Origin of the sequence: Gayadomonas joobiniege G7, assembly GCF_000300815.1 — a bacterium.
Taxonomy (GTDB): Bacteria; Pseudomonadota; Gammaproteobacteria; order Enterobacterales; family Alteromonadaceae; genus Catenovulum; species Catenovulum joobiniege.
Map to the genome: position 1 here is coordinate 317,574 of NZ_AMRX01000003.1, position 24,254 is coordinate 341,827.

Annotated in this window: 18 protein-coding genes, 1 tRNA gene and 1 riboswitch; of the genes, 11 read left to right on the forward strand and 8 right to left on the reverse strand. The window is 42.6% G+C overall.

The genetic code is table 11. The features are described from left to right. Positions 1-9: 9 nt before the first annotated feature. Entirely contained in the window at positions 10-2,097 is a 2,088-nt protein-coding gene (locus C727_RS0105535) for a TonB-dependent receptor (RefSeq protein WP_017444631.1), read from the reverse strand. 374 nt (positions 2,098-2,471) lie between these two features. Between C727_RS0105535 and gshA the strand changes: the two genes are divergently transcribed. Both gshA and C727_RS0105545 read left to right on the forward strand, forming a co-directional pair. Next, entirely contained in the window at positions 2,472-4,028 is a 1,557-nt protein-coding gene (gshA, locus tag C727_RS0105540) for a glutamate--cysteine ligase (protein WP_017444632.1), read from the forward strand. Next, the gene (locus C727_RS0105545; protein WP_017444633.1) at positions 4,028-4,645 is read left to right on the forward strand and encodes a transglycosylase SLT domain-containing protein; all 618 of its coding nucleotides are present in this window, start codon (positions 4,028-4,030) and stop codon (positions 4,643-4,645) included. Before gshA ends, C727_RS0105545 begins: the two co-directional genes overlap by 1 nt. Here the strand turns inward: C727_RS0105545 and C727_RS0105550 are convergent. Further along, a complete protein-coding gene (locus C727_RS0105550) occupies positions 4,608-6,272 on the reverse strand; it encodes a response regulator (RefSeq protein ID WP_017444634.1) in 1,665 nt (554 codons plus the stop codon). The two genes, C727_RS0105545 and C727_RS0105550, sit on opposite strands and share 38 nt — an antisense overlap. A gap of 128 nt (positions 6,273-6,400) precedes the next feature. Next, positions 6,401-6,500: riboswitch (TPP riboswitch) on the forward strand. Between the two features lie 65 nt (positions 6,501-6,565). Between C727_RS0105550 and thiC the strand changes: the two genes are divergently transcribed. The 9 genes from thiC (at position 6,566) to rimI (ending at position 13,878) form a co-directional block, all read left to right on the forward strand. After that, on the forward strand, positions 6,566-8,479 hold the full coding sequence (thiC, locus tag C727_RS0105555) for a phosphomethylpyrimidine synthase ThiC (RefSeq protein ID WP_017444635.1): 1,914 nt from the start codon (positions 6,566-6,568) through the stop codon (positions 8,477-8,479). 2 nt (positions 8,480-8,481) lie between these two features. Further along, positions 8,482-9,597, forward strand: a complete 1,116-nt coding sequence (gene thiO, locus C727_RS18065) for a glycine oxidase ThiO (protein ID WP_017444636.1) — start codon at positions 8,482-8,484, stop codon at positions 9,595-9,597. After that, positions 9,598-9,795 carry a sulfur carrier protein ThiS gene (gene thiS, locus C727_RS0105565; protein ID WP_017444637.1) on the forward strand — a complete coding sequence of 66 codons (198 nt, stop codon included), beginning with the start codon at positions 9,598-9,600 and terminating at the stop codon, positions 9,793-9,795. A gap of 2 nt (positions 9,796-9,797) precedes the next feature. Next, a complete protein-coding gene (locus C727_RS0105570) occupies positions 9,798-10,589 on the forward strand; it encodes a thiazole synthase (protein ID WP_017444638.1) in 792 nt (263 codons plus the stop codon). Positions 10,590-10,592: 3 nt separating this feature from the next. Then, positions 10,593-12,140 carry a thiamine phosphate synthase gene (gene thiE, locus C727_RS0105575; RefSeq protein WP_017444639.1) on the forward strand — a complete coding sequence of 516 codons (1,548 nt, stop codon included), beginning with the start codon at positions 10,593-10,595 and terminating at the stop codon, positions 12,138-12,140. Next, positions 12,137-12,901, forward strand: coding sequence for a HesA/MoeB/ThiF family protein (locus C727_RS0105580; protein ID WP_017444640.1), 765 nt, complete (start codon positions 12,137-12,139; stop codon positions 12,899-12,901). Before thiE ends, C727_RS0105580 begins: the two co-directional genes overlap by 4 nt. A gap of 82 nt (positions 12,902-12,983) precedes the next feature. Continuing rightward, positions 12,984-13,060 (forward strand) — tRNA-Trp (locus C727_RS0105585). 24 nt (positions 13,061-13,084) lie between these two features. Further along, positions 13,085-13,438, forward strand: coding sequence for a hypothetical protein (locus C727_RS0105590; protein WP_017444641.1), 354 nt, complete (start codon positions 13,085-13,087; stop codon positions 13,436-13,438). Then, the gene (gene rimI / locus C727_RS0105595; RefSeq protein WP_017444642.1) at positions 13,435-13,878 is read left to right on the forward strand and encodes a ribosomal protein S18-alanine N-acetyltransferase; all 444 of its coding nucleotides are present in this window, start codon (positions 13,435-13,437) and stop codon (positions 13,876-13,878) included. Before C727_RS0105590 ends, rimI begins: the two co-directional genes overlap by 4 nt. 8 nt (positions 13,879-13,886) lie before the next feature. Here rimI and C727_RS0105600 read toward each other — a convergent pair whose 3' ends face one another. Genes C727_RS0105600 through C727_RS0105625 form a run of 6 tightly spaced genes read right to left on the reverse strand, consistent with a single transcriptional unit; the run spans position 13,887 to position 24,212 of the window. Then, entirely contained in the window at positions 13,887-17,645 is a 3,759-nt protein-coding gene (locus C727_RS0105600) for a cellulose synthase subunit BcsC-related outer membrane protein (protein WP_017444643.1), read from the reverse strand. Then, positions 17,633-18,436 (reverse strand): glycosyl hydrolase family 8, encoded by an 804-nt coding sequence (locus C727_RS18070; protein WP_017444644.1) that lies wholly within the window; start codon positions 18,434-18,436, stop codon positions 17,633-17,635. The genes C727_RS0105600 and C727_RS18070 overlap by 13 nt, the downstream gene beginning before the upstream one ends. Position 18,437: 1 nt before the next feature. Further along, positions 18,438-20,681 (reverse strand): cellulose biosynthesis cyclic di-GMP-binding regulatory protein BcsB, encoded by a 2,244-nt coding sequence (gene bcsB / locus C727_RS0105610; protein WP_017444645.1) that lies wholly within the window; start codon positions 20,679-20,681, stop codon positions 18,438-18,440. Beyond that, positions 20,668-23,307: a UDP-forming cellulose synthase catalytic subunit gene (gene bcsA, locus C727_RS0105615; protein ID WP_017444646.1), complete on the reverse strand. Its 2,640-nt coding sequence runs from the start codon at positions 23,305-23,307 to the stop codon at positions 20,668-20,670. Before bcsA ends, bcsB begins: the two co-directional genes overlap by 14 nt. Then, positions 23,304-24,011 (reverse strand): cellulose biosynthesis protein BcsQ, encoded by a 708-nt coding sequence (bcsQ, locus tag C727_RS0105620; protein WP_017444647.1) that lies wholly within the window; start codon positions 24,009-24,011, stop codon positions 23,304-23,306. The genes bcsA and bcsQ overlap by 4 nt, the downstream gene beginning before the upstream one ends. Continuing rightward, a complete protein-coding gene (locus C727_RS0105625; RefSeq protein WP_017444648.1) occupies positions 24,012-24,212 on the reverse strand; it encodes a hypothetical protein in 201 nt (66 codons plus the stop codon). Positions 24,213-24,254: the final 42 nt, after the last annotated feature.

Genomic DNA, 24,254 nt, shown 5'->3' on the forward strand with positions numbered 1-24,254 from the left:
ACACTCCAATTAATATTCGTATTCAAAGCTAATACCAAAACGGGCAGGTTCGCCATATTGGTAGTAGGCTTTGTCTGAATAATTATCACGCGGGTCATTGCCAAAATAAAAGCCGTGAGCGTAATAATCTCTGTCTGCTAAATTGCGCGCCCATAACTTAACTAACCACTCGTCCATTTGATAATTTAGGGCAGCGTTTAACAGCGCCACTTCTTTCGAGCGGGGTAATTCAACTGCGGCTTCGGCAGGTAGATCATCATCTGAAAAGTAGTGTTGATCACGCCCATTTAAGGTTAAATTAAACCAAAGATCTGAGTTAATGGTGATATTAGTGCCAACTTGATAGGTATATGTTGGCGATTGAGATAGCTCACGGGCTGCATAATATTCGCCACTCAGTGGATCTTCATAAGCTTCATATTCGGCGCGCAATAAACCTAAATTTGCGTATACTTGCAGCCAGTTTTGTACATACCAGTCAAGCTCAAGCTCTGCCCCTTGTGAATAGCCGTCACTGCCATTACGAGTATATGAGATAAACTCAGTGCTGCCATCTTCGCGTGAGAATAAAAAGTCGCGTTTAAGCTGAACATCTTCTCGGTCCATATAAAATAGAGTACCGCGAATAGCTAAGTTGTCGGCGCGATATTTTAATCCGGCTTCATAGTTCCATAAGTATTCAGGTGCAAAAGATCTTTGTTCTGGATTTAAGCTGCCAGAGCGATTAATGCCACCACTCATATAACCACGACTGATAGCGCTATAGGCGTAAAGTGCATTGTTTATTTGATATCCTAACACTAGTTTACCGCCCAGCATGTTGTAATCTTCAGCCACTCTGATGGCTTCGCTGTTTTGATAATCTAATTGGTGTGTCTCATAACGTAAACCGGCGGTTAGGCTAAAACCATCACCTAATTCAGAATCTGTCTGGGCAAAAATAGCGCGTTTTTGATTTTCAAAATCAGAGACTAGATCAGCTGTTAAATAAGTGTAACTGCGTGTCATCTCATCGTTTTTATTTTGCCAGTACAGGCCCGCAACCCAATCAGTCGTTTTTTGTAATATCTTTTTTTCTGATACTAATCGAAATTCAAAACTTGCGTTATTCCTGTCATGCTGATAACTGTCTACTGCACTGTAGGAGCCTTCGGCAATATCGGTATAGGCCCAGTCTTCATCGTATTGATACAGACTATTGGTATCTGCATAACTGGCAATCGCTTTTAGTGAAACATGTGAGTTAACTTTTTGGCTTAATACGGCACCAAACGCATTGCTATTTTGAGTATCTTTTCCGGGCTCATCTGACAGAGTTGTACGGGTATTGTCTAAACTAAAAGTATCATAACCGTTATCTACATTAATATGATGGTAAGTTAAATCCAGCTGGCCAGAGTCAGATAAATCAACAGTTAAATGCCCCCTCAAAGTCAGTTCATCTCTATTATTAGTATCGTCTCGATTTAAATAATCGTTTTTAATAAAACCGTCACTTAAATATTGGTGTGCACTGACTCGGTAGCGTGCTGAACCATTGATGGCGTTGCCGTAGGCAGCACCGAGCTCATAGGTATCATAATTGGCGATGCCCGCTTTCACTTTGGCTGATGCCATATCAGTTGGTTGCGCTGATTTTAAATAAATCAAGCCAGCTAATGCGTTTGCTCCAAATCGAGTCCCTTGCGGGCCGCGAAATACTTCAACTTGTTCAATATCAAATAGGGTGCTGGCACTGCCTAAATGTGTAAAGTCAATATCGTCTAAATATAAACCAACTGGGTAGTTTACAGGCACATCAAATTCTCCTGATGCCCCGAGACCACGGATTTGAAAAAATCTGGCTCGTGAAGTCGCCCCACTAAAGTTCACATTGGCGGTGCCCATGATGGCATCTTCTAAATGGTTTTGGCTGGTTCTGGTGAGTGCTTCGGCATCTAACACGGATAATGATACAGAGGCGGTTTGCAAGTTTTGTTGGCGAAAGTCCCCTTGAACATGAATCACTTCAATTTTATCTTCAATGTTGGCAAAAACATGGGAAGTGCTCATAAATGGCAGAACTAAACAAAGTTTGCTTAACGTAAATTGTTTCATGCGGTCCTCAAAAAATAGTCGGCCGCGCAGGGAACGGTTTTACCATCCCTGTCACAGCATTACCTGAACAGGTTCAAAGGGTTCGCGAATGCGTCTCAGAGCTGATAAACAGACACCCCTAGGTTATAGATTTAAATTCTACCAAAATAAGACTAAAAATGTGACAGTTATCATGGGGATTTTTGCAAAATGTAAAAGATAAGCGCAAGATATCTCAAACCGTGACAAAAAGATCTGATTGACGCTTGAATTTGAGCCCAGTCGTCTTTATTTTAACACTTTTGGCCACCAAAATGCTGCAATGTAGTCAGGCCGTTGCCCCAAAGGGTCTAAGACTACCCTGAGCTCTAATAACAATTTAAGGAATTCCTATTGTGAATTTGGCAGATAACCTGCATCAATTTTTTACTCAGCAGGGCGTTGAGTTTGCCCAGCATATTAACCGTGGGATTGAAAAAGAGGCACTACGAATCCAGCCTAATGGGCATTTGGCAGTAAACGAACACCCGCGTGTTCTGGGCTCAGCACTGACACACCCTTATATTACAACGGACTATTCTGAAAGTTTACTGGAGTTTATTACTCCGGTTGAGCAAAACATTCAAACTACGTTGCAACAATTAGCGGACGTACACAAGTTTGTTTACCAAAAGCAGCCTAATGATCTGCTCTGGCCTATGAGTATGCCGTGTTTTGTTGGTGACGAAAGTGATATTTTAATTGCCCAGTATGGTCGTTCTAATGTGGGACGAATGAAAACATTATACCGAGAAGGTTTAAAAAATCGGTATGGTAGTACAATGCAGGTGATTTCAGGTGTTCATTTTAACTTTTCATTTCCAGCGCTATTTTTTGAGCAACTGGCAAAAGCTAAAGGCCGTCAAGCCGATCAAGCGTTTATTTCTGAAATCTATCTTGCGGTACTGAGAAATGTGAAACGATACTTGTGGTTATTATGTTATTTGTTCGGTGCTTCACCGGCACTCTGTGGCTCATTTTTAAAAAACACCCAAACAAATTATAATTTCAAAACTGTGGGAAAAGGTACTTTATACTTACCTTATGCGACCTCTTTGCGATTAAGTGATTTAGGTTATACCAATAAAGCTCAAGCGGCGCTTAACATCCGTTATAACCAATTAGATGAATATATTGCTGGCTTAAAAAAGGCTATTCAATTGCCGTCAGAAGAATTTTCGTCAATATTGGCGGGCCAGAATGGTATTTACCATCAATTAAACGCAAATATTCTGCAAATCGAAAACGAATATTATTCTCCAGTGAGGCCCAAACGTGTTGCGCGTAGTGGTGAAAAGCCAAGCGAAGCTTTGGCTAGAGGCGGCGTGCAATACATTGAAATCAGAGCTTTGGATGTGGACCCTTTTGATGCAAATGGCATCAGTGAAGCACAAACGCGCTTTATGGACTTGTTTTTAACTTGGTGTGCATTGCAAGATTCGCCGCCGTTAGAAACCGCCGAAGAACAGGTGATAAACGCAAACTTGCAAGCAGTTATCATGCAAGGTCGTAAACCTGGCTTAACCTTGCAACAAGGTGATCATTCAATTACCTTGGCTGATTGGGCCGAGCAAACCATAAACGCGATGAATCCTTTGGCTGACTGGATGTCAGCACCAAACGAAACCGCTTATCAAGCAGCGCTTAAAAAACAAGCTGAAAAAGTGGCAAATCCAGATTTAACGCCGTCAGGTAAGATTATGAATCGTTTATTGAACAACAATATGGATAATAGCCAATTAGGGTTAGATTTGGCAAAGCAATATCAAAAGGATTCGGCAGCGCGAGACTATCAATATTATAGCGAACAAGCCTTGGTTGAAACGGCAGAAAAAAGCTTGTTAGAGCAAACTGAGATCGAAAAGTCGGATAAGCTGGCGTTCACAGATTATTTAGCCGAGTATTTTAACTAATGAAGTGTTGTAAAAGATTCGCTTTAATTGTTTTAGTTGCAGTCATGGCGGGCTGCGCAACTGCACCGCCCAAAAAACCAAATGATTTGTGTGAAATCTTTTACGAAAAGCGGGATTGGTATCATGCGGCAAAAGATGCCGAAGATAACTGGGGTACCCCCATTCATATTCCAATGGCTATAATGTATCAGGAAAGTTCATTTCGCGCTGACGCCAGGCCGCCAATGGAATATTTTTTATGGATTATTCCAATCGGTCGCGCAAGTAGCGCGTATGGTTATTCCCAGGCCAAAACCCCAACGTGGCAAGATTATACTCGTGAAACAGGCAATGGTTGGGCAAGCCGCTCTGACTTTGATGATGCGATAGATTTTATGGCTTGGTTTATTTATAAAACCCATAAAGTGAATGGGGTTTCTAAATGGGACGCCTATGGGCAATATTTAAACTACCACGAAGGCTGGGGTGGTTACCGTCGTGGCACTTATAAACGAAAAAATTGGTTGATTAAAGTGGCCCGCAAAGTTCAGTGGCGGGCTGAGCAATATGGCGCCCAATTAAGAGGATGCGAAGAAGATCTCAATCGGAGCTGGCTGTGGCGTTTGTTTTTTGGCTAAAACTTTTTTTGTAGCGTTTAAGTAAGGCTTCATATCTTATTGTTTGTTGTTCGTCTAACTGAATGGTTTGCAGCACCTGCAGGCTGTTTTGGTATTGTTTAAGTTGCTCACTATTCAATGCTTGCTGCTGACTAGTTTCGACGAGTGCTTGCAGTAAATTTAGCGCAATACGGGTATTTTTAGGCATTAATCTAAGTGCATCAGAAAATGCCTGTACCGACGCCACATATTGGCGAGATTTGAAAAGTTTGACGGCAATGTTGTTGATTTCTTTTGGCGTAAACGGGATCTCAGTTTTTTCTTTAAGCTCTTGTGACAAATAATCAGTTAAAATTTTCTGACTTGCATCTAAGCTCTGATCTGACGGTTGTTTCTGCTGTAATTGTTTTAATAGCTCAACCGCTTCATCTCTTAAACCTAACTCATGAAAAACTTTTGCTTTGTCTAAACCATCTTCTAAAGCTAAGTTTTCCATCTCACCGGGCAGCTCGGTGAGCAGCTTTTTAGCTTTTTCTTGTTCATCTTTTAAATACAGGATACGGGCTTCAAGTACACCGATCTTTTCTTTAGTGGCCGGATCAGATGGAAACTTTTGGCGGACGGTTTGCAGGTATTTTTCTGATTGTTTGCATAACTCCATGCTCTCGATATCTGGCTGTATCAGCGCATAATCGACCGCTGCCCGCGCTACGGTCAAATACAGGTCGGGCGTATCGTGCAGCGAGCGTTTGGCATATCTAAGCATATTTTTTGCACTTTCAAACTGAAGTTCATGATCATGTAATAACCGTGCTAACCCGACCACATTTTTTTGTCTTTCGATATTTCGTGGTGATAGATCTCTGGCATGTTTTAGGTTTTCAATGGCCTGGTCATATTTGTCTTGCTGCAAATAATAATTACCAAGTAAATCAAGCGCGGCTAACTGAGTGTCAGGTTTAAGTGTTAATTTGCTTAATATTTTAAGTGCGGTGGATTCTTTATTTAACCCTAAATAGGCTTTTGCAAGGCCAACCATAGCCCAAGTGAATTTTTGCACATGCACTATATCGGTAAAATAGTTGGCCGCTTCTTGGTAGGCTTTAATAATTAAGAGCAAATCACCTTTTAAGCGCATCGCAATTGGAAACGAAAGTGACATGCTTGGTTTTAGCAGGACTTTTTCAACCGCAGCTAAAGCTTCAGTGTATTGTTGTTTTTCAAGTGCCGAATAAACGGCAAATAAGTGCTGTTTATGTTTGAGAACTCTTTGTACACGCTCGCATACTTCTTTTACATTAAAAGGTTTAGCGATAAAGTCGTCGGGCTGCAACTCAATAACACTGTTGACTAACGCCGAATCTGTTTCTGCGCTGGTAAAGATAAAGGCGGTGGTTAGAGGAAGTTGTTTTTTTAGTTTTAGCTCTTCGAAAAAATGAAAACCGTCTTTTTGTTTGCTTTGGTTAAATGCACATATAATCAGGGTGTAATGATTATTTTGGCAAAATTCTAACGCGCGATCTGCGTGCTCTGCAACTTGAATATTACGGATGTTAATGCTTTCTAATGCGTGTTTTAGATAGATCTGGGCGAGTGGTTGATCATCCACAATTAAAATGCGGGTATCTGAGAATGCAGAATCATCCATAAAAAGTCTATCAAAAAAGAAAGCGTGACTTTGATTATTCCTTGAGCGTGCACGAAATACAAGGCCATGTTTAGATATTTTTATATTTTATAACTTGGTTTTTGAACTGGGTCGTGTTTATAATGAGCCCGAACTTGTCGGAGTGCCTTCGGGCTGAGATCGCGTCATGCGGGATCCGTCGAACCTGATCTGGATAACACCAGCGTAGGGAACAAGATGAACAACCCCTTTGTGTCTTGTCGACAGCCTCACTCCGTCTTTATTTTAATCGTATAAAAAATAAAGGCTTATATATGTCTCAAACAAATCGCCGCGAAACGAGAGCAAAAGCTCAAGAGTATATTTCTAATTTAAGTGGGCAACCATTTCCAAACTCAAAAAAGATTTATGTGGAGGGTAGCCAAGCGGACATTCGTGTGGGTATGCGTGAAATTTCCGTCTCAGATACGTTAGTGGGTGGTAGTAAAGAAAACCCACAATTTGAAAAAAACGAACCTGTTCGTGTATACGATACTTCGGGTCCATATACAGATCCGGATGTCACTATCGACGTTTATAAGGGGATCCCTAAGTTACGTGAAAAGTGGATTGAAGATCGCCAAGATACGGTCCAGTTAGATTCAGTGACCTCTAGGTATAGCCAGCAGCGTTTAGCTGATGAAGGCCTAGACCATATCCGTTTTGAGCATTTACCTAAAATTAGACGTGCTAAACCTGGGCAAAATGTGACTCAAATGCATTATGCGCGTCAGGGCATTATTACACCAGAGATGGAGTACATAGCGATCCGCGAAAATATGCAAAGAGCAAAAGTTCGTGATGAAGTTTTAAAACAGCAGCACCCAGGGCAGTCATTTGGCGCTCACTTACCTGAACAAATTACACCAGAATTTGTTCGTAAAGAGGTGGCTGAAGGACGAGCTATTATTCCAGCTAATATTAATCATCCAGAAACTGAGCCTATGATCATTGGCCGAAACTTTTTGGTTAAAATCAATGCGAACATAGGCAATTCTGCAGTGACTTCATCCATTGAAGAAGAAGTAGAAAAGCTGGTTTGGTCAACCCGTTGGGGTGGTGATACTGTAATGGATTTGTCGACGGGCCGATATATTCACGAAACTCGGGAGTGGATTGTTCGTAACTCGCCAGTGCCGATTGGTACAGTACCTATTTACCAAGCGCTGGAAAAAGTGAATGGTGTGGCAGAAGACCTCACTTGGGAAATTTTTCGCGATACGCTGATCGAGCAAGCTGAACAGGGTGTTGATTATTTTACCATTCATGCCGGGGTCTTGTTACGCTACGTGCCTATGACGGCAAAACGCTTAACTGGCATAGTTTCTCGTGGCGGTTCTATTATGGCTAAGTGGTGTCTGGCCCATCACAAAGAAAACTTTTTATATACTCACTTTGAAGATATCTGCGAAATTTTGAAACAGTACGATGTTTCTTTTTCATTAGGTGATGGTTTACGTCCAGGCTCAGTTGCCGATGCCAACGATGAAGCTCAGTTTAGCGAATTGCGTACGCTGGGTGAGTTAACCAAGATAGCTTGGAAGCATGACGTTCAGGTGATGATTGAAGGGCCGGGTCATGTGCCTATGCATATGATTGAAGCCAATATGAAAGAGCAACTTGAGCACTGCCACGAAGCCCCTTTTTATACCTTAGGTCCATTAACCACAGATATTGCGCCAGGTTATGATCACTTTACCTCTGGTATTGGTGCTGCACAAATTGGCTGGTACGGCTGCGCCATGCTTTGTTATGTCACACCCAAAGAGCATTTAGGTTTACCTAACAAAGAAGATGTCAAAGAGGGATTAATTACTTATAAAATTGCAGCTCATGCGGCGGATTTGGCGAAAGGTCATCCAGCGGCACAAGTGCGCGACAATGCACTGTCTAAAGCACGGTTTGAATTTAGATGGGAAGATCAGTTTAATTTAGGGTTAGATCCTGAACGCGCCCGCCAATACCATGATGAAACCCTGCCACAAGAATCCGGTAAAGTGGCTCATTTTTGTTCCATGTGTGGGCCTAAGTTCTGCTCAATGAAAATCACGCAGGAAGTTCGTGATTATGCAGCGGATCTAGAAGCCAAAGGCATCGAAATTCAGTCGGCTGATGCAGTGCAGGGGATGTTAGATAAATCAAAAGAGTTTCGTGAAAAAGGTGCTCAGATTTATCACACTGCAAAATAATCATGGCAAACGAGAGTGCTAAAATTGCGCTGATTGGTGGCGGCCTTATTGGTCGCCTACTAGCTTGGCAATTAAAAAACGAAAATCCCAATTACCAAGTTGAACTGTACGAAAAACAAGCCAAAGACGGGCAGCAAAGTGCGGCTTATGTCGCGGCAGCAATGCTGGCCCCTTTAGCCGAGTCTATTGTTGCAGGACCTTTGGTCAATCAATTGGGTAAACAGTCGGTGGCATTATGGCAGGCCTTGTTGGCTCAGTTACCTGAACCTGTGTTTATTCAGCAAGCCGGGACTTTGGTTATAGCGCATCAGCAAGATGCGGGCGACTTAAAAAGTTTTCGCCAAAGGTTAGGGACAGGTGCTGAGCTTAGAGAACTCACCCGAGCCGGCATTGCCGAGTTGGAACCTCAGCTGGCAGGACGATTTAATCAAGGACTTTGGTTACCAAGTGAAGGTCAGCTTGATAATCGCCAGCTACTGCGGGTATTAACCCAAGCCTTAGATGATGTCGGGGTTGGCTGTTTTTATCAGTATGAGGTTTGTATTAAAGATAACTCAGTATGGCATGGTGCGAAAGCGTGTGGTGAGTATGACTGGATTATTGATTGCCGTGGTTTGGGCGCTAAAAGCAACTTAAAAGGTTTGCGGGGTGTGCGTGGAGAAGTTGCGCGAGTGCGAAGTCAAGAAGTGCAGTTGCACCGGCCGATTCGTTTAATGCATCCGCGCTACCCGATTTATATTGCACCTAAACCGGATCATGAGTTTGTTATCGGGGCCACTGAAATAGAGTCTGAAAATCAGCGACCAGTTACGGTGCGCTCAACGTTAGAGTTATTGTCAGCCGCTTATAGTGTGCAGCCAGCGTTTGCCGAAGCAGAATTAATCTCGCTACAAACTGGCCTTAGGCCAACACTATCGGATAACGAACCAAGTATAGATGTAACTAATAGGCTAATTACTGTGAACGGTTTATACCGCCACGGTTATTTGATTGGACCAGCAATGATTCAGCAAGTGATGCTCAAACTTGTTGAATTTGGGTTGCAGTTAAATAATGTTTTGCTGGCCGATGGTCAGATTTATCCACCGGTATTTAGACATATCGAGAGGAGAGACTAATTGAATATTTTTATTAATGGTAATGAATATCAGCCAGAACAAGCAGATAGCTTGGCTGAATTATTAGCCGAACGACAACCTAAAACCCCATATGCAGTGGCATTAAATGGCAACTTTGTCAGTCGCGGTGCTTATGCAAATACGCCTCTTAAAGATGGCGATTGCATCGAAATTTTAACCCCTGTACAAGGGGGGTAAAAATGGATAAGGATCTTACCATTTATGGAGAAAGTTTTTCTAGCCGTTTGTTAATTGGCAGTGCCTTGTACCCATCGCCTAAAATAATGGAAGACTCAATTAGAGCCAGTGGCAGTCAGATAGTGACCTTGTCACTGCGCCGACAGTCACCCGAGTCGCAAGGTGGGGCTGACTTTTGGGCTCAATTACAAGCGCTTGGTTTAACCTTATTGCCAAATACAGCAGGTTGTCATAGTGTGCAAGAGGCGGTCACGTTAGCGCAGATGTCGCGAGAAATTTTTGCAACCGATTGGGTAAAATTAGAGTTGGTTGGTGATGAGTATAATTTACAACCTGACCCTATTGATTTGGTGAAAGCGACCGAAATTTTGTTGGCCGACGGTTTTAAAGTACTGCCGTATACCACCGATGATTTAGTTATTTGTCGCCATTTGGTTGAGCTAGGTTGTGAAGTTTTAATGCCTTGGGGATCTCCTATTGGCACGGGCAAAGGTTTATTAAATCCGTATGCGTTAAATGCTATTCGCCAGCGTTTTCCGAATATTACTTTGATAGTGGATGCTGGCATAGGTTTGCCATCCCATGCCGTTCAGGCGATGGAGTTGGGTTATGATGGCATTTTATTAAACTCTGCGGTTGCGCAGGCCCAAGCACCTGTGATGATGGCTGAAGCCTTTAAAAAAGCAATAGAAGCAGGCAGAATGGGATATTTAGCTGGTGGTATGCCTGAAAAAGATACCGCGCAACCAAGCACGCCGACTTTAGGTACGCCTTTTTGGCACCAGGCAGGATAACAAATGACAGAAAACAATAATAGGCCAGTTGTGTGGACCATTGCCGGTTCAGATTGCAGTGGTGGGGCTGGGATCCAAGCAGATTTAAAAACCATGCATCAACTTGGATGTGATGTGAGCACAGTGATCACAGCCAATACTGCGCAAAACAGTTTAGGCATCCAACAAATTAACAGCGTGACTGAAGAGGCTTTGTTATCTCAGCTTGATGCACTAGCCGCGGATAGACCGCCTAAAGCCATTAAAATTGGCCTGTTAACGAGCCAGCGACAAGTGGAACTGGTCGCAGAGTGGCTGCGGGAGTATAGTCAGCAGCAATCCTTTGTTTTGGTTTACGACCCAGTCGCAACGGCATCAGCAGGTGGTGAATTAACAGAAGAAGATACCCTGGCAGCGATTAAAAAAAAGTTATTGCCTTTGGTTGATGTGATCACGCCGAATGGCGACGAAGCACAAAAGCTAAGCGGTGTTTATTTTATTAATTGGTCGAGCATGCCGCAGGCCGCTGAGCAAATTTTAAAACAAGGGCCAACGGCCTGTATTATAAAAGGCGGCCACATCGAGTTAGCTAAAGGTTATGTCGTGGATTTGGCCTGCAACGGTGAGCAAAGCTATTGGTTGTCATCACCTCGAATAGAGACAGAACACAGCCATGGTTCAGGTTGCACTTATGCTGCAGCTATCACTGCGCTCTTTGCGCAAGATTATTTATTGCGAGATGCGGCCACTGTGGCTAAAGCTTATGTGAACCAAGCGCTTAGGTTAGGTGTTGATTATAGTGGCATTTATGGTCCAGTTAATCAGGCTGGTTGGCCGTTGGAGCAACAAGATCAGCCGCAGGTTTTAATTCCATCTAGTCCGTTAGCAGAGCAATTAGAGTGGCAAGAAGCAGCGGCTGAATTCAGTTATCCGAATATCGAGTTTGCTGATTGTGAGACTTTAAAGCTAGGTTTATACCCAGTTGTTGATTCTTTAGAGTGGATTCAAAAACTGGCTGAAGCGGGTGTTAAAACATTACAAATTAGAATTAAACATCAGAGCATAGAAGAGGTGAACGAGCAGATCGCAAAAGCGGTCGCCATTGGCCGACAATATCAGCTTAGGTTATTTATAAACGACTATTGGCAGTTGGCAATTAAACACCAAGCTTATGGGGTGCATTTAGGGCAAGAAGATTTGCAACAAGCTGATCTGGCAGCGATTGCAGCGGCTGGTTTGAGGTTGGGTATAAGTACACACGGCGAATACGAGTTGCTTTTGGCCCATCAACTTAAACCCAGTTATTTGGCAATAGGGGCTATTTACCCAACCCGAACTAAAGATATGACAGGGCAAATACAAGGTATCGCGCGACTGAGCCGATATACTCAGTTAATTAAAGATATACCTTTAGTCGCAATTGGTGGGATTAGTTTAGCGCGAGCTAGAGAGGTGGCGGCAACGGGTATTGGTTCTATTGCTGCAGTCACAGCAATTACAGAAGCGGATGATTATCGCACAGCGATTGTTTCGTTTGAGCAAGCTTTAAAACAAACGTCGGAGTCGGTATGAGTGTAGGCTTAAGCGAGCAAGAAAGTTTAAGGTACAGTCGCCATTTATTATTGAAACAAATTGGCGAGGCGGGACAGCTAGCGCTTAAAAATGCCCATGTTTTAATTGTTGGAGCAGGCGGGCTCGGTGCACCAGCCAGTTTGTACTTGGCAGCGGCCGGGGTTGGCCGTTTAACCATAGTTGATCCAGATTCGATAGAAGTTAGTAATTTACAGCGTCAGATTTTGTATAAAACCAATCATCAAGGACGTTCTAAAGCGCTTACCGCCAGTGCTCAGCTGCAAGCGTTAAATACCCAAATTAAAGTGGTTGGCATTGAGCAACCGATTCAGCAGGTAGGTTTGCCAAACTGGCTAGCGGATGTTGATTTGGTGTTAGACTGCACTGATAATGCGGATAGTCGATACTATATTAATCAAGCGTGTCAACAGCATAAAGTGGCTTTAATTAGCGCTGCGGCGATCCGCGGTGAAGGGCAATTTGTCTTTTTTAATTTCAAACAGCAGCCTACCCCTTGTTATCAATGTATTTTTCCTGACTTAGCTGATCCTAATAGTCAGTTGAATTGTAGTAATTCTGGGGTATTAGGGCCTTTGCTTGGCGTGATGGGCAGCTTACAAGCGCTTGAAGCCATAAAATATCTGACCGGTCAACAAGCACGGTTTGAGAGCCAGTTATTAACCTTTGATGCTTGGCAGATGCAATTTAACTCGTTTAAGTTAGGTCGCGACCCTGATTGTGCAATATGTTGTCATCACTGAAGAATATTTAACCGTTTAGACGGCTTTTATAAATAATTGCTTTACACTTGGATTTGTCCTTGTATAATCGCCAGCGTTCGTTAGGGGTGTAGTTCGAATTGGTAGAACAGCGGTCTCCAAAACCGATGGTTGGGGGTTCGAGTCCCTCCACCCCTGCCACTCTTTTTATAAGGGTTGAACTCAGTGTCTATATTTTCGAGTTATCAGAAAGCCTCACTTCAGCAAATTGGCATTCAGCTGTATCAAACCAAGGCTGCCAAAAAACATCAAGCCACCCATAAAGCCATTTTGGTGCCTGAACTTACAGAGAGTTCAGCAGAGCCTGTTGAAAAAAAAACTGCGAGTATTTTGGTTAGTCATTTATCTGAAGCCGATTATCAAGCATTAAAAACATGGTTAGCAGATGATGAACAATGGTTTTGTCAGCCGGGAAAGATGCTTTTTCGTCATCCTCAATTAACAAGTTCACAGCAATTTGATCTGAGACAAGCCGACGATAAAAAAGCATTTTGGCAATTATTGCTAAAATATTCATGAACAAGCCGCAAATTAAACCCGCCACGCTCGCTGATTTAAAAGCTATGCTGTGTATTGAGCAAGCAGAGCAGGCGTTTCCTTGGTCTCAGGCTTTGTTATCCTCTTGTTTTGGCCCGACCTATCAAAATTGGCTTGTTGTGCATAACAAAGAGTTGGCTGGATATTTAATTAGTCAGCAAGTAGTGGACGAAGTCAGCCTATTAAACATCTGTATTGCAAAAAAATACCAACGCCGCGGTTTTGCTAGTTTATTGCATCAGCAATTATTGCAGGGAGCGTTGTTGCAGCAGTGTGCTTATATTTGGCTTGAAGTGCGTTCAGATAATCACGCCGCAATCAAATTTTACCAGCAACTTGGCTATCGATCCGTGTCAGTTCGAAAAAACTATTATGCCCCCGGCATTGATGCACTGAACATGCAATACCTATTGCTTGCATAAAAGTCTTTTTAATAAAAACTCTGGTAGGGCTGAATGGGCTCCGGCGGCACAAATAAGCGACTGCCTTTATCGTTAAAATAATAGCGCAAATAAACTTGCCCTTCAGTCGGTTCGTAAGCATTGGCGCGTTGAATCGAGAAGACGCCGCCAACGACCCAGTGTTGATCGATTTGATATTCGACAGCAGCGCGGGCACTATAACCAATGCCTTGGCTATTGCTGGCACGGTAAACAGGCTCAACAAAGCTTTCACCAATCAAAGCTTCAGCTGCCTGCTGACGCGCTTTATCTGTTGGATAATACTCAATTTCATCACTTTGCGATTGTGACCAAGAAAGACCTAACGACAGTTGATAGCTTAACTTATTTAACTGACCTTGAGCATCAAGCGGCAGCGAAAGCCCCCAATAGCTCTGAGGACTATAATAGCCACCGTGGCCCAAGGTTTCTCCACTCAAATCTTTATTATATGACCAATGTAACAAGTTAGTGCCTATGGTCAATGTAAACTCAGTGTTTTGCGCTAAACGGTAGTAACTTCCGCCCATCAGGCTATAGCTAAAATTAGACGCCACCTGTTGACCTCGGTAGGAATAGGCATTTGCAAGTGCCCAGTGACCCCATGTTTGACCTTCATCTTTCGATAACACTATGCTGGCACCTGTGGCTCTGACAGCACCAAACAATTCACCAGTGTATGGGTCGATCAATCCAGAATAAGACAAAGCAGAGTTATCGACGGCCCTTCGTTCAAATTCGACACTGTATCCAAAACTCCGCCAGTCGTTTTCATATCGGATACCAAATAAAAGATCATGTTGTTCAAATCCTAATGGCGATACCCCAAGGTCAAATCGCCAGCGTTTATTTTGAAATCCTATTGCCACGTCTGTTCCGCTTTGGGAGCGCTGATATTCACCGTTAGGGCAGTCTTGGCGGCAGAACAAACCTGTGGCAAAGTTACTTATGCCTTCATTCTGTACCAAAGTTAAAGCTGGGTCTTGCACATTTTCATAGTCAAGTTTAACAAATACATGCCCATCCCAGAGAGGATACCAGAGCTCGAACGGAATTTGCGAACTGGTGATCCTTTTCCCATCTGAGTTTTGCCTTTGACTGGCACTTTGTAAACCAACCGCCACCCAAGCTTGTTGTTTGTATCTTTGCTCGTTGAGTAAGCGCTCGGCTTGGTCATGAAACCATAGTGGTGACTCCGGCCGAGTTTGAATTTGAGTTAACCATTGCTGAGCTTTGTTTTGTTCATTTAAGCTTACCGCATATTCGGCAGCACGGTAACGGACTAAGTCGCTATTTGTATTGTCGACCAACTGAGACACAAAGGTTAAATCTTGGCGGTTAGGGGTTGTGCTGAGTATTTGGATTAGCTCAGCTTGCTGGTCTTCTGTTAACGAGGAATTAGGACGTTTAAGTTGCGCAAATAAATTCTTTTTTAACTTGGTTGGCATCTGCAAAAAAAATTCAGATAAAGAATTGATTGCTAGTTCATCGGATAATTTTTGGGTTTGATGAAGCTCACTCAGCAGCGGCCATAACTCAGGGACTTGCTGCTGGTTAATGTAAAGCTCCGCCAACGCTTGTTTAACGGTGTAAAGCTCAGGGGCTTTTGCGGCTTGTTGGACCAACTGCTGGCTCAATAAGGTGAGTGGGACATCGTTTTTCTGATACCAGGCGGTTTTTAAAGCAAGCCAACGGCGGACATCAGACGTCGTCATTTGTTCGTTTAACTCAATGTTGGCAAACGCGTTTTTGACCTCGTTATGGTTGTTTTGGTGTAACTGCCATTCAATATATTCAAAATGCCAATAGGCATCTAGTGTATTGTCGTTATTGAGGGCTTGTTTAAGTAACTGAATCCCTTTTTGGGCATAACCGTTTTGATACCATATTTGCCCCAATCGGGCTTGTTCGAGTGGTGTGGTCATTTGCCCGCTAAGTGTTTGCAGTTGGACAAGTTGCGGATGATTCAAGCGCGTATTGCCGCGTAATTCTTCTAATTCAGCAAGGTATTTCTGCTGTTGGAGGGATTTTTGTAACGCTTGAATTTGCTCGCTGTCGGGTTGGTGTTTTTTTAATAGATCAATGGCTTTTTGGTAGTGTCCTAAACTGGACAAAAACAATGTATAAGCGAGTAAATATTCTGTTTTTTGTGTTGTTTTAGGTAAACCATTGGCAAACAACTGGAGGCCTTTGGTGTCTTGTTGCTGGTTTTGATATAACTTAGCCAGATCATAAGTTAACCAAGGATCGCCGATTAAGCGGCTTGTGGCATCTTTTAATAAAGCTCGAGCAAGTTGTGGTTGACCTCTTGCGATTTGCTGCTCGGTTAGGGTTCGGTACAAGCTGCTCATTTGGCTAGCAAAATCTGAATAAATTTGTTGTTGGCGCGCGCGTGGTAGCTGGCGATAAATTTGCCAGCCGAGTTCGATGTTTTGGTTTTGCTCAATAAGCTTCAGCAAGCCATATAGTGCCTGATTTGACTCACTATCTTCAGCCAACGACTTTTGGTAATGTTGCATGGCCACTTGCGTTTGCTGCTGAATACGTGCAATTTCACCTTGGTAAAAATACTGTTGGGTTAAAGTTTGTTGCTCAGCCGGTAGTTTATTGAACAAAACTTTTGCCATTTGCACTTTGCCTTGTGCAATCGCTGCCTCTAAATCTTCAATTAAACTCCAATAATTTGCGGTGTCTAATAAGCTATACCAGAGACTGCTATTATTATCTGCGGGTGCAAGCGATAGCGCTTTATTTAAATATTTACGCGCGTTTTTATGTTTACCTAAACGTATTTTTAACAGCCCCATACTTGCTTGAACTTGAGCATCGTTGGGCCGACCAATAATGGCTTTATTCAGCCAATACTGAGCTTGTTTGAGTTTGCCTGAATCTGATAGCTGTTGGCCTTTTTGCCAGGCGACAAAGGCTGGATCTTTTAGGTTTTTCTGGTATTGAGTGAATCGAGCGGTAAAGTTTTCTATTGCAAATTCACCTTTTTTACTCTTCGGAAAATAAGCTAAATACTGCTCTATAATGTGTTGCCCAGCTGGCCGAACCGGCATTGAGTTAATTTCTGCTAACCAGATATCCTCAGTTCTAACACCATATCTGGGGCTATGTGCATAGCGGGCCAAGATATCAATGGCTTGCTGAGAAAAGGGATCAATATCCAAGATTAAGCTGGCCAAGGGGAGTTCTATCTCGGCAACATTCGGGTATTTATTTTGAAGTTGCTGATAGGCTTTAATGAGCTTTTCTGTGTCGTAGTCGGTCTGTGCTAACCAGGCATAATAATCAAGTTGATAGCTAAGCGACGGAAATCGGTTTTCGAACAATTGATCATAAATTGCTATTGCTTCTATAGGGCGTTTGCTTTTGGCAAGTAAACGAGCATGTGAAACTTGAGCTTTATGCTTTGTCGCAAGCTCAAGCAATTTCACTGCATCAGGGTGACAGTCGGGTCTGGCGGCAATATTGTTGAGTTGTGCGAGTGTTTGCCTGGCTTTAAGCAGCTCGCCTTGTGCTAACTGCACTGATATTTGGGCACATAAATAATAGGGCTGGTGTGGCGCAATCGCAGAAAGCTTATGCAAAGCATCTAGTGCTATCGCCATATGATCTTGCAATAAAGCTTGCTCTATTTGTTTTTGCAATTGGCTCGCTGGTGTTTTGTCTAAACTGGCCACCGCGGCACAGAGTGGCCGCAAACTAATGGCTAAAAAAAATAACCCAACAGCTAATCTTTGCATTGCGCCAAACCTTTAAATAACCGAGAGGGCTGGTTAAATGAAAAGTCGAATGTGTTTTGTGCATTTTGCCAAAGTAACCGGCTTTGTTTGGCAAAAGGTGTTTGTTCATTTCCAAATAGTGAGAAGTGATTCGAACTTGCAGGTTCTGACTGTTCGAGCCGAGCGGCGAGCAAAGCGTCATAGGCGGTTGGCCAATATGACTCAGGATATAAACGGGCAAAATATTGCACTATAAATATTGGGTAAGTTTGGGCCAATGTCTGCCACTGCTGCTCATCTGTAAATTGTCGGTTAGGTTTGTCTAAAAATACCCAAGCTGCGGTCTCAGTTTGCTGTAAATGTTCGCGTAAGATACGCATAGCAATAACCGCAGATAATACTTGGTAATCTCTTTGGTGCCATAAATCGCCTGCTTGCGACAATAAATATGCGAGCCATAGGTTAGCCGTTAAAACGGGTTGGTCGGCCAAGATGGTATAAACCCCTTCGTTATTTAAACCCCAGCGAGCAGCTGGCAAGCGCGTGCTAAGATCTCCTTCTGCTAAGTGCTGTTCAGTCCAGCTGATTGCTTGTTCGAAAGTGTTTTGATCGTTTGCGAGTAGGGCAAAAAATAAAATTTGGGCTTGCTCATTGGCAGTAATCTCGGTTTGTTTTTGTTGTAAAAAGTGCACACGCCCCTGTGAACTGATAAAGTTTGTTTTAAAGTTTTGCCAAGCTGGCCATTGGCAGCTGGTTTGAGCTGCGCAGACCGGTAGGCTAGTTATTAAAATAAGCGCAATAATTAGACGCATATTATTCTCCTTCGGCAAGCCGTTTGGCTGTTAGTACACGTAATAATCGCCAAATAATGTACGACAAAATCAATAACACCATGACTGATAATAGAGCTAACAATATGGGGTGGTCGGACAAATGAAACCAAAGCAATTTATAGATAGCTAATGAACCAACATAATAACTTTGTTGACTTTCGGCAGAAGTGATCCCAAAGCTATCAATTAACACTGCAGCTGCTTTAATTTTATTTAATGATTCATCATCTAACAGTGTATCTTTTAATAGCTGGTAGCCTTGTGGTGAATTAGCCGATAAAGCAATCACGCTGCGCTTATTATTAAATGGGGATTGAAAGCCTAAGATGCTGGCCAGGGGGCCTTTACTTTTCAGTTCGATTTGCACATTTTGTGCTGAATCACCTGGATACAGAGTTTCGTTCAGTGCACGCAAGTGTTGCGTTGTTAAAACTTGCAACTGTGGGTTTTTATCAAAACGAAAGCTTTGAGGATCACCAAAAACAAGTATATCTTTGTCTCTTAGCTCGATACCATCAAGTTGATTAACTATGTTGATATAGTTGGCAGGGTATCCGGTTGATGCACTAAACATGGCCACTGTATTTAGCAGTAAGTTCAAGGTTTCAGAGGATGAATTCTGATCAAGGTAGAGCAAGGTTTTTTGTAAATCAGCATATTTTGTAAATGGAAAACCAGCTTGGGCAAATGCTCTTAAGTTCGGCATTTTTATGTAATGTCCATAATCACTGACATCTATTGTGGAGTTTTCATCAATACGACCATAGTTGGTATCTCGCGGTACAGCTTCGCAATAACCTGATTTGGCTATAGTAAAGCTAAAATCAAACGTTAATGTGTTATTTGCACTGGTTTTAAAGCTGGGTATGGTTAAATTTTGCTGATCTTCGCCACTGACATCACGGGTAAAAGGTATTGTCAGTTTGTCTAATACTATATTGTCGTGGCGATGCTCTTCGAGCACATAACCCTGCATAAACTGCCCGTTGATTAGCAGGTTAAGTCGCGTATCTGTGACACTTTTGCTGGGGGTATAACGGTAAATAAGTTCTAACGGCACCCCCTGTTCACGCCATATAAATAAATCGGGTGGAAAACGGAGATTGAGGTTCGCAGGTGGGGATCCAACCCCCTGAATTTGCAATTGGTTAGGGTATTGAATTAAATTTCCCAATTTCACTGGGCGTTGGGTATTTAACCAGCGCGGTGCATCATAAGCAGCCCGTTTATTAATGTTAGGTCCGCTGGTTATGGTGGCTGTGCGCCCAGTCATCATTTGGTGAGCATGTGCTAATGCAAGCGCTGCCTGCTTTAGTTGCTGATCATCTTTGCCCATAACCAATAATAGTTTTTTATACCGATGTACAGGGTTTGAAATAATTTCAATGCTCGGTTCATCAACACTGGGGTAGTCACGTAAAAACTCGGGCCGCCGTTCATTACTGGCGAATACCACCGCATGTTCATCGGGCAACTGATTAAGTAGAACCGGAAAGTCTGCTTTACGCCAATCGGCTAATAGGCCAAACCAAGAGCTGACAATGGCAGCACTCTCTAATTCTACCGGACTTGGTTTGGCTGCAAACACCATAGGTAAACTAAGCATCTGATTTAACTGAGAATAAAAAAACGGCTCTGGTAACAAAGCCAATTCAGAATCAACAGCTAACGGTTGATAAGTTAGTTCAAGCGATGCTGTTTGTGATAATTCCGCCCATATATTACGGTTAAAATCATCCTGACATTGCTCGGTATAATATCCCACTAGTTGAAATCGGATTTGGTTATAATCTTTGAGTAATTCTGGTTTTAACTGTATCTGCCAACTTTTTTGTCTATTAAGTTGTGTATCTGAGAGTGGTTTTGGCAATGTTAGAGTGGCTAATATCTCATCGTTCAGATAAAGCTTAATGTGAGATAGTTCTTTTATCAGTGCGGGTGAATAATTAATTGCAAAGTCAAGTACACCCGCTGTGATTAATACGTCTGGAGGCACTGCAAAACCTACTGATGCGTTTGGGCTAATGCCACTCATACGGGTAGTGACATTGTCTAGCTGATGAATTAAGCGTTTATTGACTTGTAGCGGGCTTTTTTCTGGGTACCCATGCAAAAAGCTACTTTTGTCCGCCATCGGCTGCAATGCGTTGCCGGCGGCGTGTAACGGCTGCCAGAAGAGAATCGTAAAGACAAATATGCTAAACAAATACTTAGGTGTTTTCATAACTGGTTGGCCTACGTGGTAAAAATGAATATATAAAAAGTGCTGCTTTAGTCATTTGCTCTACGATGGGTTGCAAGGGTTTAGGTGCATGCAATAAGATATTTTGCACCCCTACCCAACTCGCTTTGCGTACCTGACGAAAGCTAAATGAGGGTTTATCTTGCTGAAAGTTTTTTTGCCAATCGAGCCAAGCATCTACTCTTGAAAAGGTTGCTAAGATGTATTTCATTTGCTGTTCGGTAGACATGGGTTGCAATAACAAACCTAAATGATTACCGCGGGCGGTGATCATTTTGACTGGAAAACCTGTTTCTTGGGTACCATGGGTCAACAATATAGTTGCTGAGTCTTGCATGTTAATATTGATATATGGCGGCTGGTTCAATCGAATACCCATACCTTTGTCGCTGTAGTCTGTCACCACACAAGGTAGCAGGTGGCCGCTATTTAATTTTAAATGTGCAGGAATATTACTTTGCACCCGATGTGACACACGAACTTGTTTTGCCTCTGCAGCGACTGCAATAGCAGCACCTAAAACAATCAGGTTATAAAAAGTCCATGCCATACTTATCAGCAGGACTGCAACATACTCCGGTGAACCAAATATTAGGCGGATACAGGCATAAATGAAGCCAAATGCATTAATAAAAAATAATACCAAACAGGGTGCTGATATATTCCAATCGTAAAAGTCTTGCTCGTTCAAGCCACCTTTTTCAGTTACGTTAAATTTACCTTTATTCGGGTTAATGAGTGCGATGGTCGTGGGTTTTAAAATATACCAGGCCAATACCGACTCATATACCTCACCCCAAAATGAGTACCTATATTTACCTTGGATACGTGAGTTAGTAATTTTGATTTGCAGCAGGGTTGGGATCACATACAACATTATCGCCAAAAACTCAGCGTGTATAATAAATGAGTTGAAAAATATTAACGCAAGCGGGGCTGTTAAAAAGATTAACCTTGGGATACCAGAGAGAAAGTGCATCATGGCATTTAAATAACATGCACGTTGGCGCCAGTTTAGGCCTTGCCCCAGCAGTGGATTGTCGATGCGAAAAATCTGAGCCATGCCACGTGCCCAACGAATACGCTGGCCAACGTGAGCCGATAAACTATCGGTTGCTAACCCAGCTGCTTGCGGAATATTAATATAAGCGGTTTTGTAACCGCGTCTTTGCATACGCAATGCGGTGTGAGCGTCTTCAGTGACGGTATCAAATGCAAAACCGCCGATGTCTTCTAATGCAGAGCGTTTTAAGACAGCACATGAGCCGCAAAAAAAAGTCGCGTTCCACATATCATTGCCATCTTGGATCAAACCATAAAACAGCATGTTTTCGTTTGGAATTTTACTGTGATTTTTAAGGTTTTTTTCAAACGGATCGGCTGAAAAAAAGTGATGGGGCGTTTGCACCATGCAGACTTTTTTGTCTTTTAAAAATTGTCCCATGGTTAATTGCAGAAAAGAGCGGGCAGGGATGTGATCGCAGTCAAAAATAGCAATATAGTCGCCATGAGTATATTTCATCGCGTTATTCATATTGCCGGCTTTTGCATGCGTATGTTTATCACGGATAATGTACCCGGCACCGACAGCCTCGGCAAACTCCTTAAAGCTCTCGCGGCAACCATCATCTAAAATGTATACATTGATTTTATCCGCTGGCCATTCTAGATTGAGCGCCGCCAATGTGGTAGGTTTCACAACACTCAAGGGTTCATTATAGGTAGGGATATACACATCAACGCTTGGCCAGTCGCAAGTATTTTCAGGAAGCGGTTCAGGGCGTCTTTTAAGAGGGTTGATTGATTGAAAGTAGCCAAGAATGAGAACCAGCCAAGCATAACTTTCGGCTAATAATAAAGCAGACCCTAATATACTCGCTAACCAATCTTGCCAATAAATGGTCTCGGTAAAGCGCCACCAGATATACCGTGATGAACTGATAACCGAGAGGGTGATCATAATGATGGTTGCTAGTTGACCCTGTACTTTGCGCATTGGGTAAGCAACTAATAAAATGACTGCCATAAAAGCAGCTTGAGCAGGAATGCTAAAGGGGACAGTGACAAATAAAAATAAAGCAGCAATCATTAATAAATAACTAAGCCAGCGTACCCCTTTTAAATTCCATAAATTACCAATGCTTGTGCTCGGCGTTATTTGAAAAATGCGATTCCAATTGTTTTTGATTTTATGGTTAAAAGATCGATCCCATAATTTTAAGCTAACCCAAATAGATCTTAGTTGATGGCGAAGTATAGCTAACAAACTCTGATTTCGTCGAAAACGCCAAACCGCTAAAAATACCGCTTGAATGGTTATACGAACCAAGTCAAACGCCGATAGGCGGGAAGGTTTTACTTGTGGGAAAAAAGTATAAAAATTTTGTTTGAGTTGACTTTTATTGATTGAATCTAGCTTTAAAAACAGCGTTATCGGGTAAATGCATAGCGGCCACAAAGTGGCTGCAATACGACTGACCTGATAGTCGTGGAACAGGTGTTGAGCTCGTAATTTTAACAAACGCAGATAAACGGGCTGGACAAAAATAGCGAGTACTTTAAGGGGCCATGGCCAGTGAGTCGGTATTTTTAAAAAGACACTTCTCATTGTTGACTTACCTTACTGGCCAGCCAGCTAGATAGCTTGGCAAAGTCAGCCCGACAGGTATTCCCTGGGTGTGTTTGCACAGCTTGATTTTGATATCCGGGTGCTTCTTTAATTGCCTCGTCAAAATGAATAAAAAGTGGACAAAGCTGATTGAGCTCGTTTTGCCATACGCAAAAAATCTCAGCTTCTATTTGAGACTGAGCATTGTACTTGTTCACTAAAATATAGTGCCCTTGTATCGGTTTGTAATTTTTATAAGCGTATTTTTGATACAAAATACTGTGACAGATGGGATCGCATGTGCTGACTTCTATAATAAAGTCTTTTCTGCTAGCGAACTCAAATACCGGAAATGTTTTAGGACAATCAAAAATAAACCAAGCGTTTTCTGGTAGCTCAATTTGTTTAAGGTGGGTAAAGAGGGTATCAGGCGTAATGCCGTTAGCCATCTGGCCATAAGGCAGCAATAGGATGTCTGAATCAGTTCGGTAAAATTGTTTGGCTAAGTCGACAAATGATTCACACTGAGCCCAGCCTTGCACATTTGGCCAAGGGAGCGCAAAGTGTACACCGAGTTGATTTTGTGGACACAACTCAATTAAAACACTTGTTTCGCCGTTTAGCCGGATACTGCGCGCTAAATTGGCTGCGACTGAACTAGTGCCAGTACCACCTTTGCTACCAATAACAAAAACATGTGGCATCTAATCTTTACCTGTTGGGGCTAATTGATTGGAGGCCAGAGCGCTATTGATTTGTTTGAGCAAGGGGTAGTTTTGTTTTATTTTGGTGACCTTGTCAGCATGGCTTAATTCAATAAACACGGCTTGCATTGGATATTCATCGACCAAGTTTTGCCAATCTTGGCTGAATTTATTGGATTTTACGTGCGCATCTGACTGCATAGTGACTCTCACAACATAAAAAGGGTCTTGGTTATTACTTTA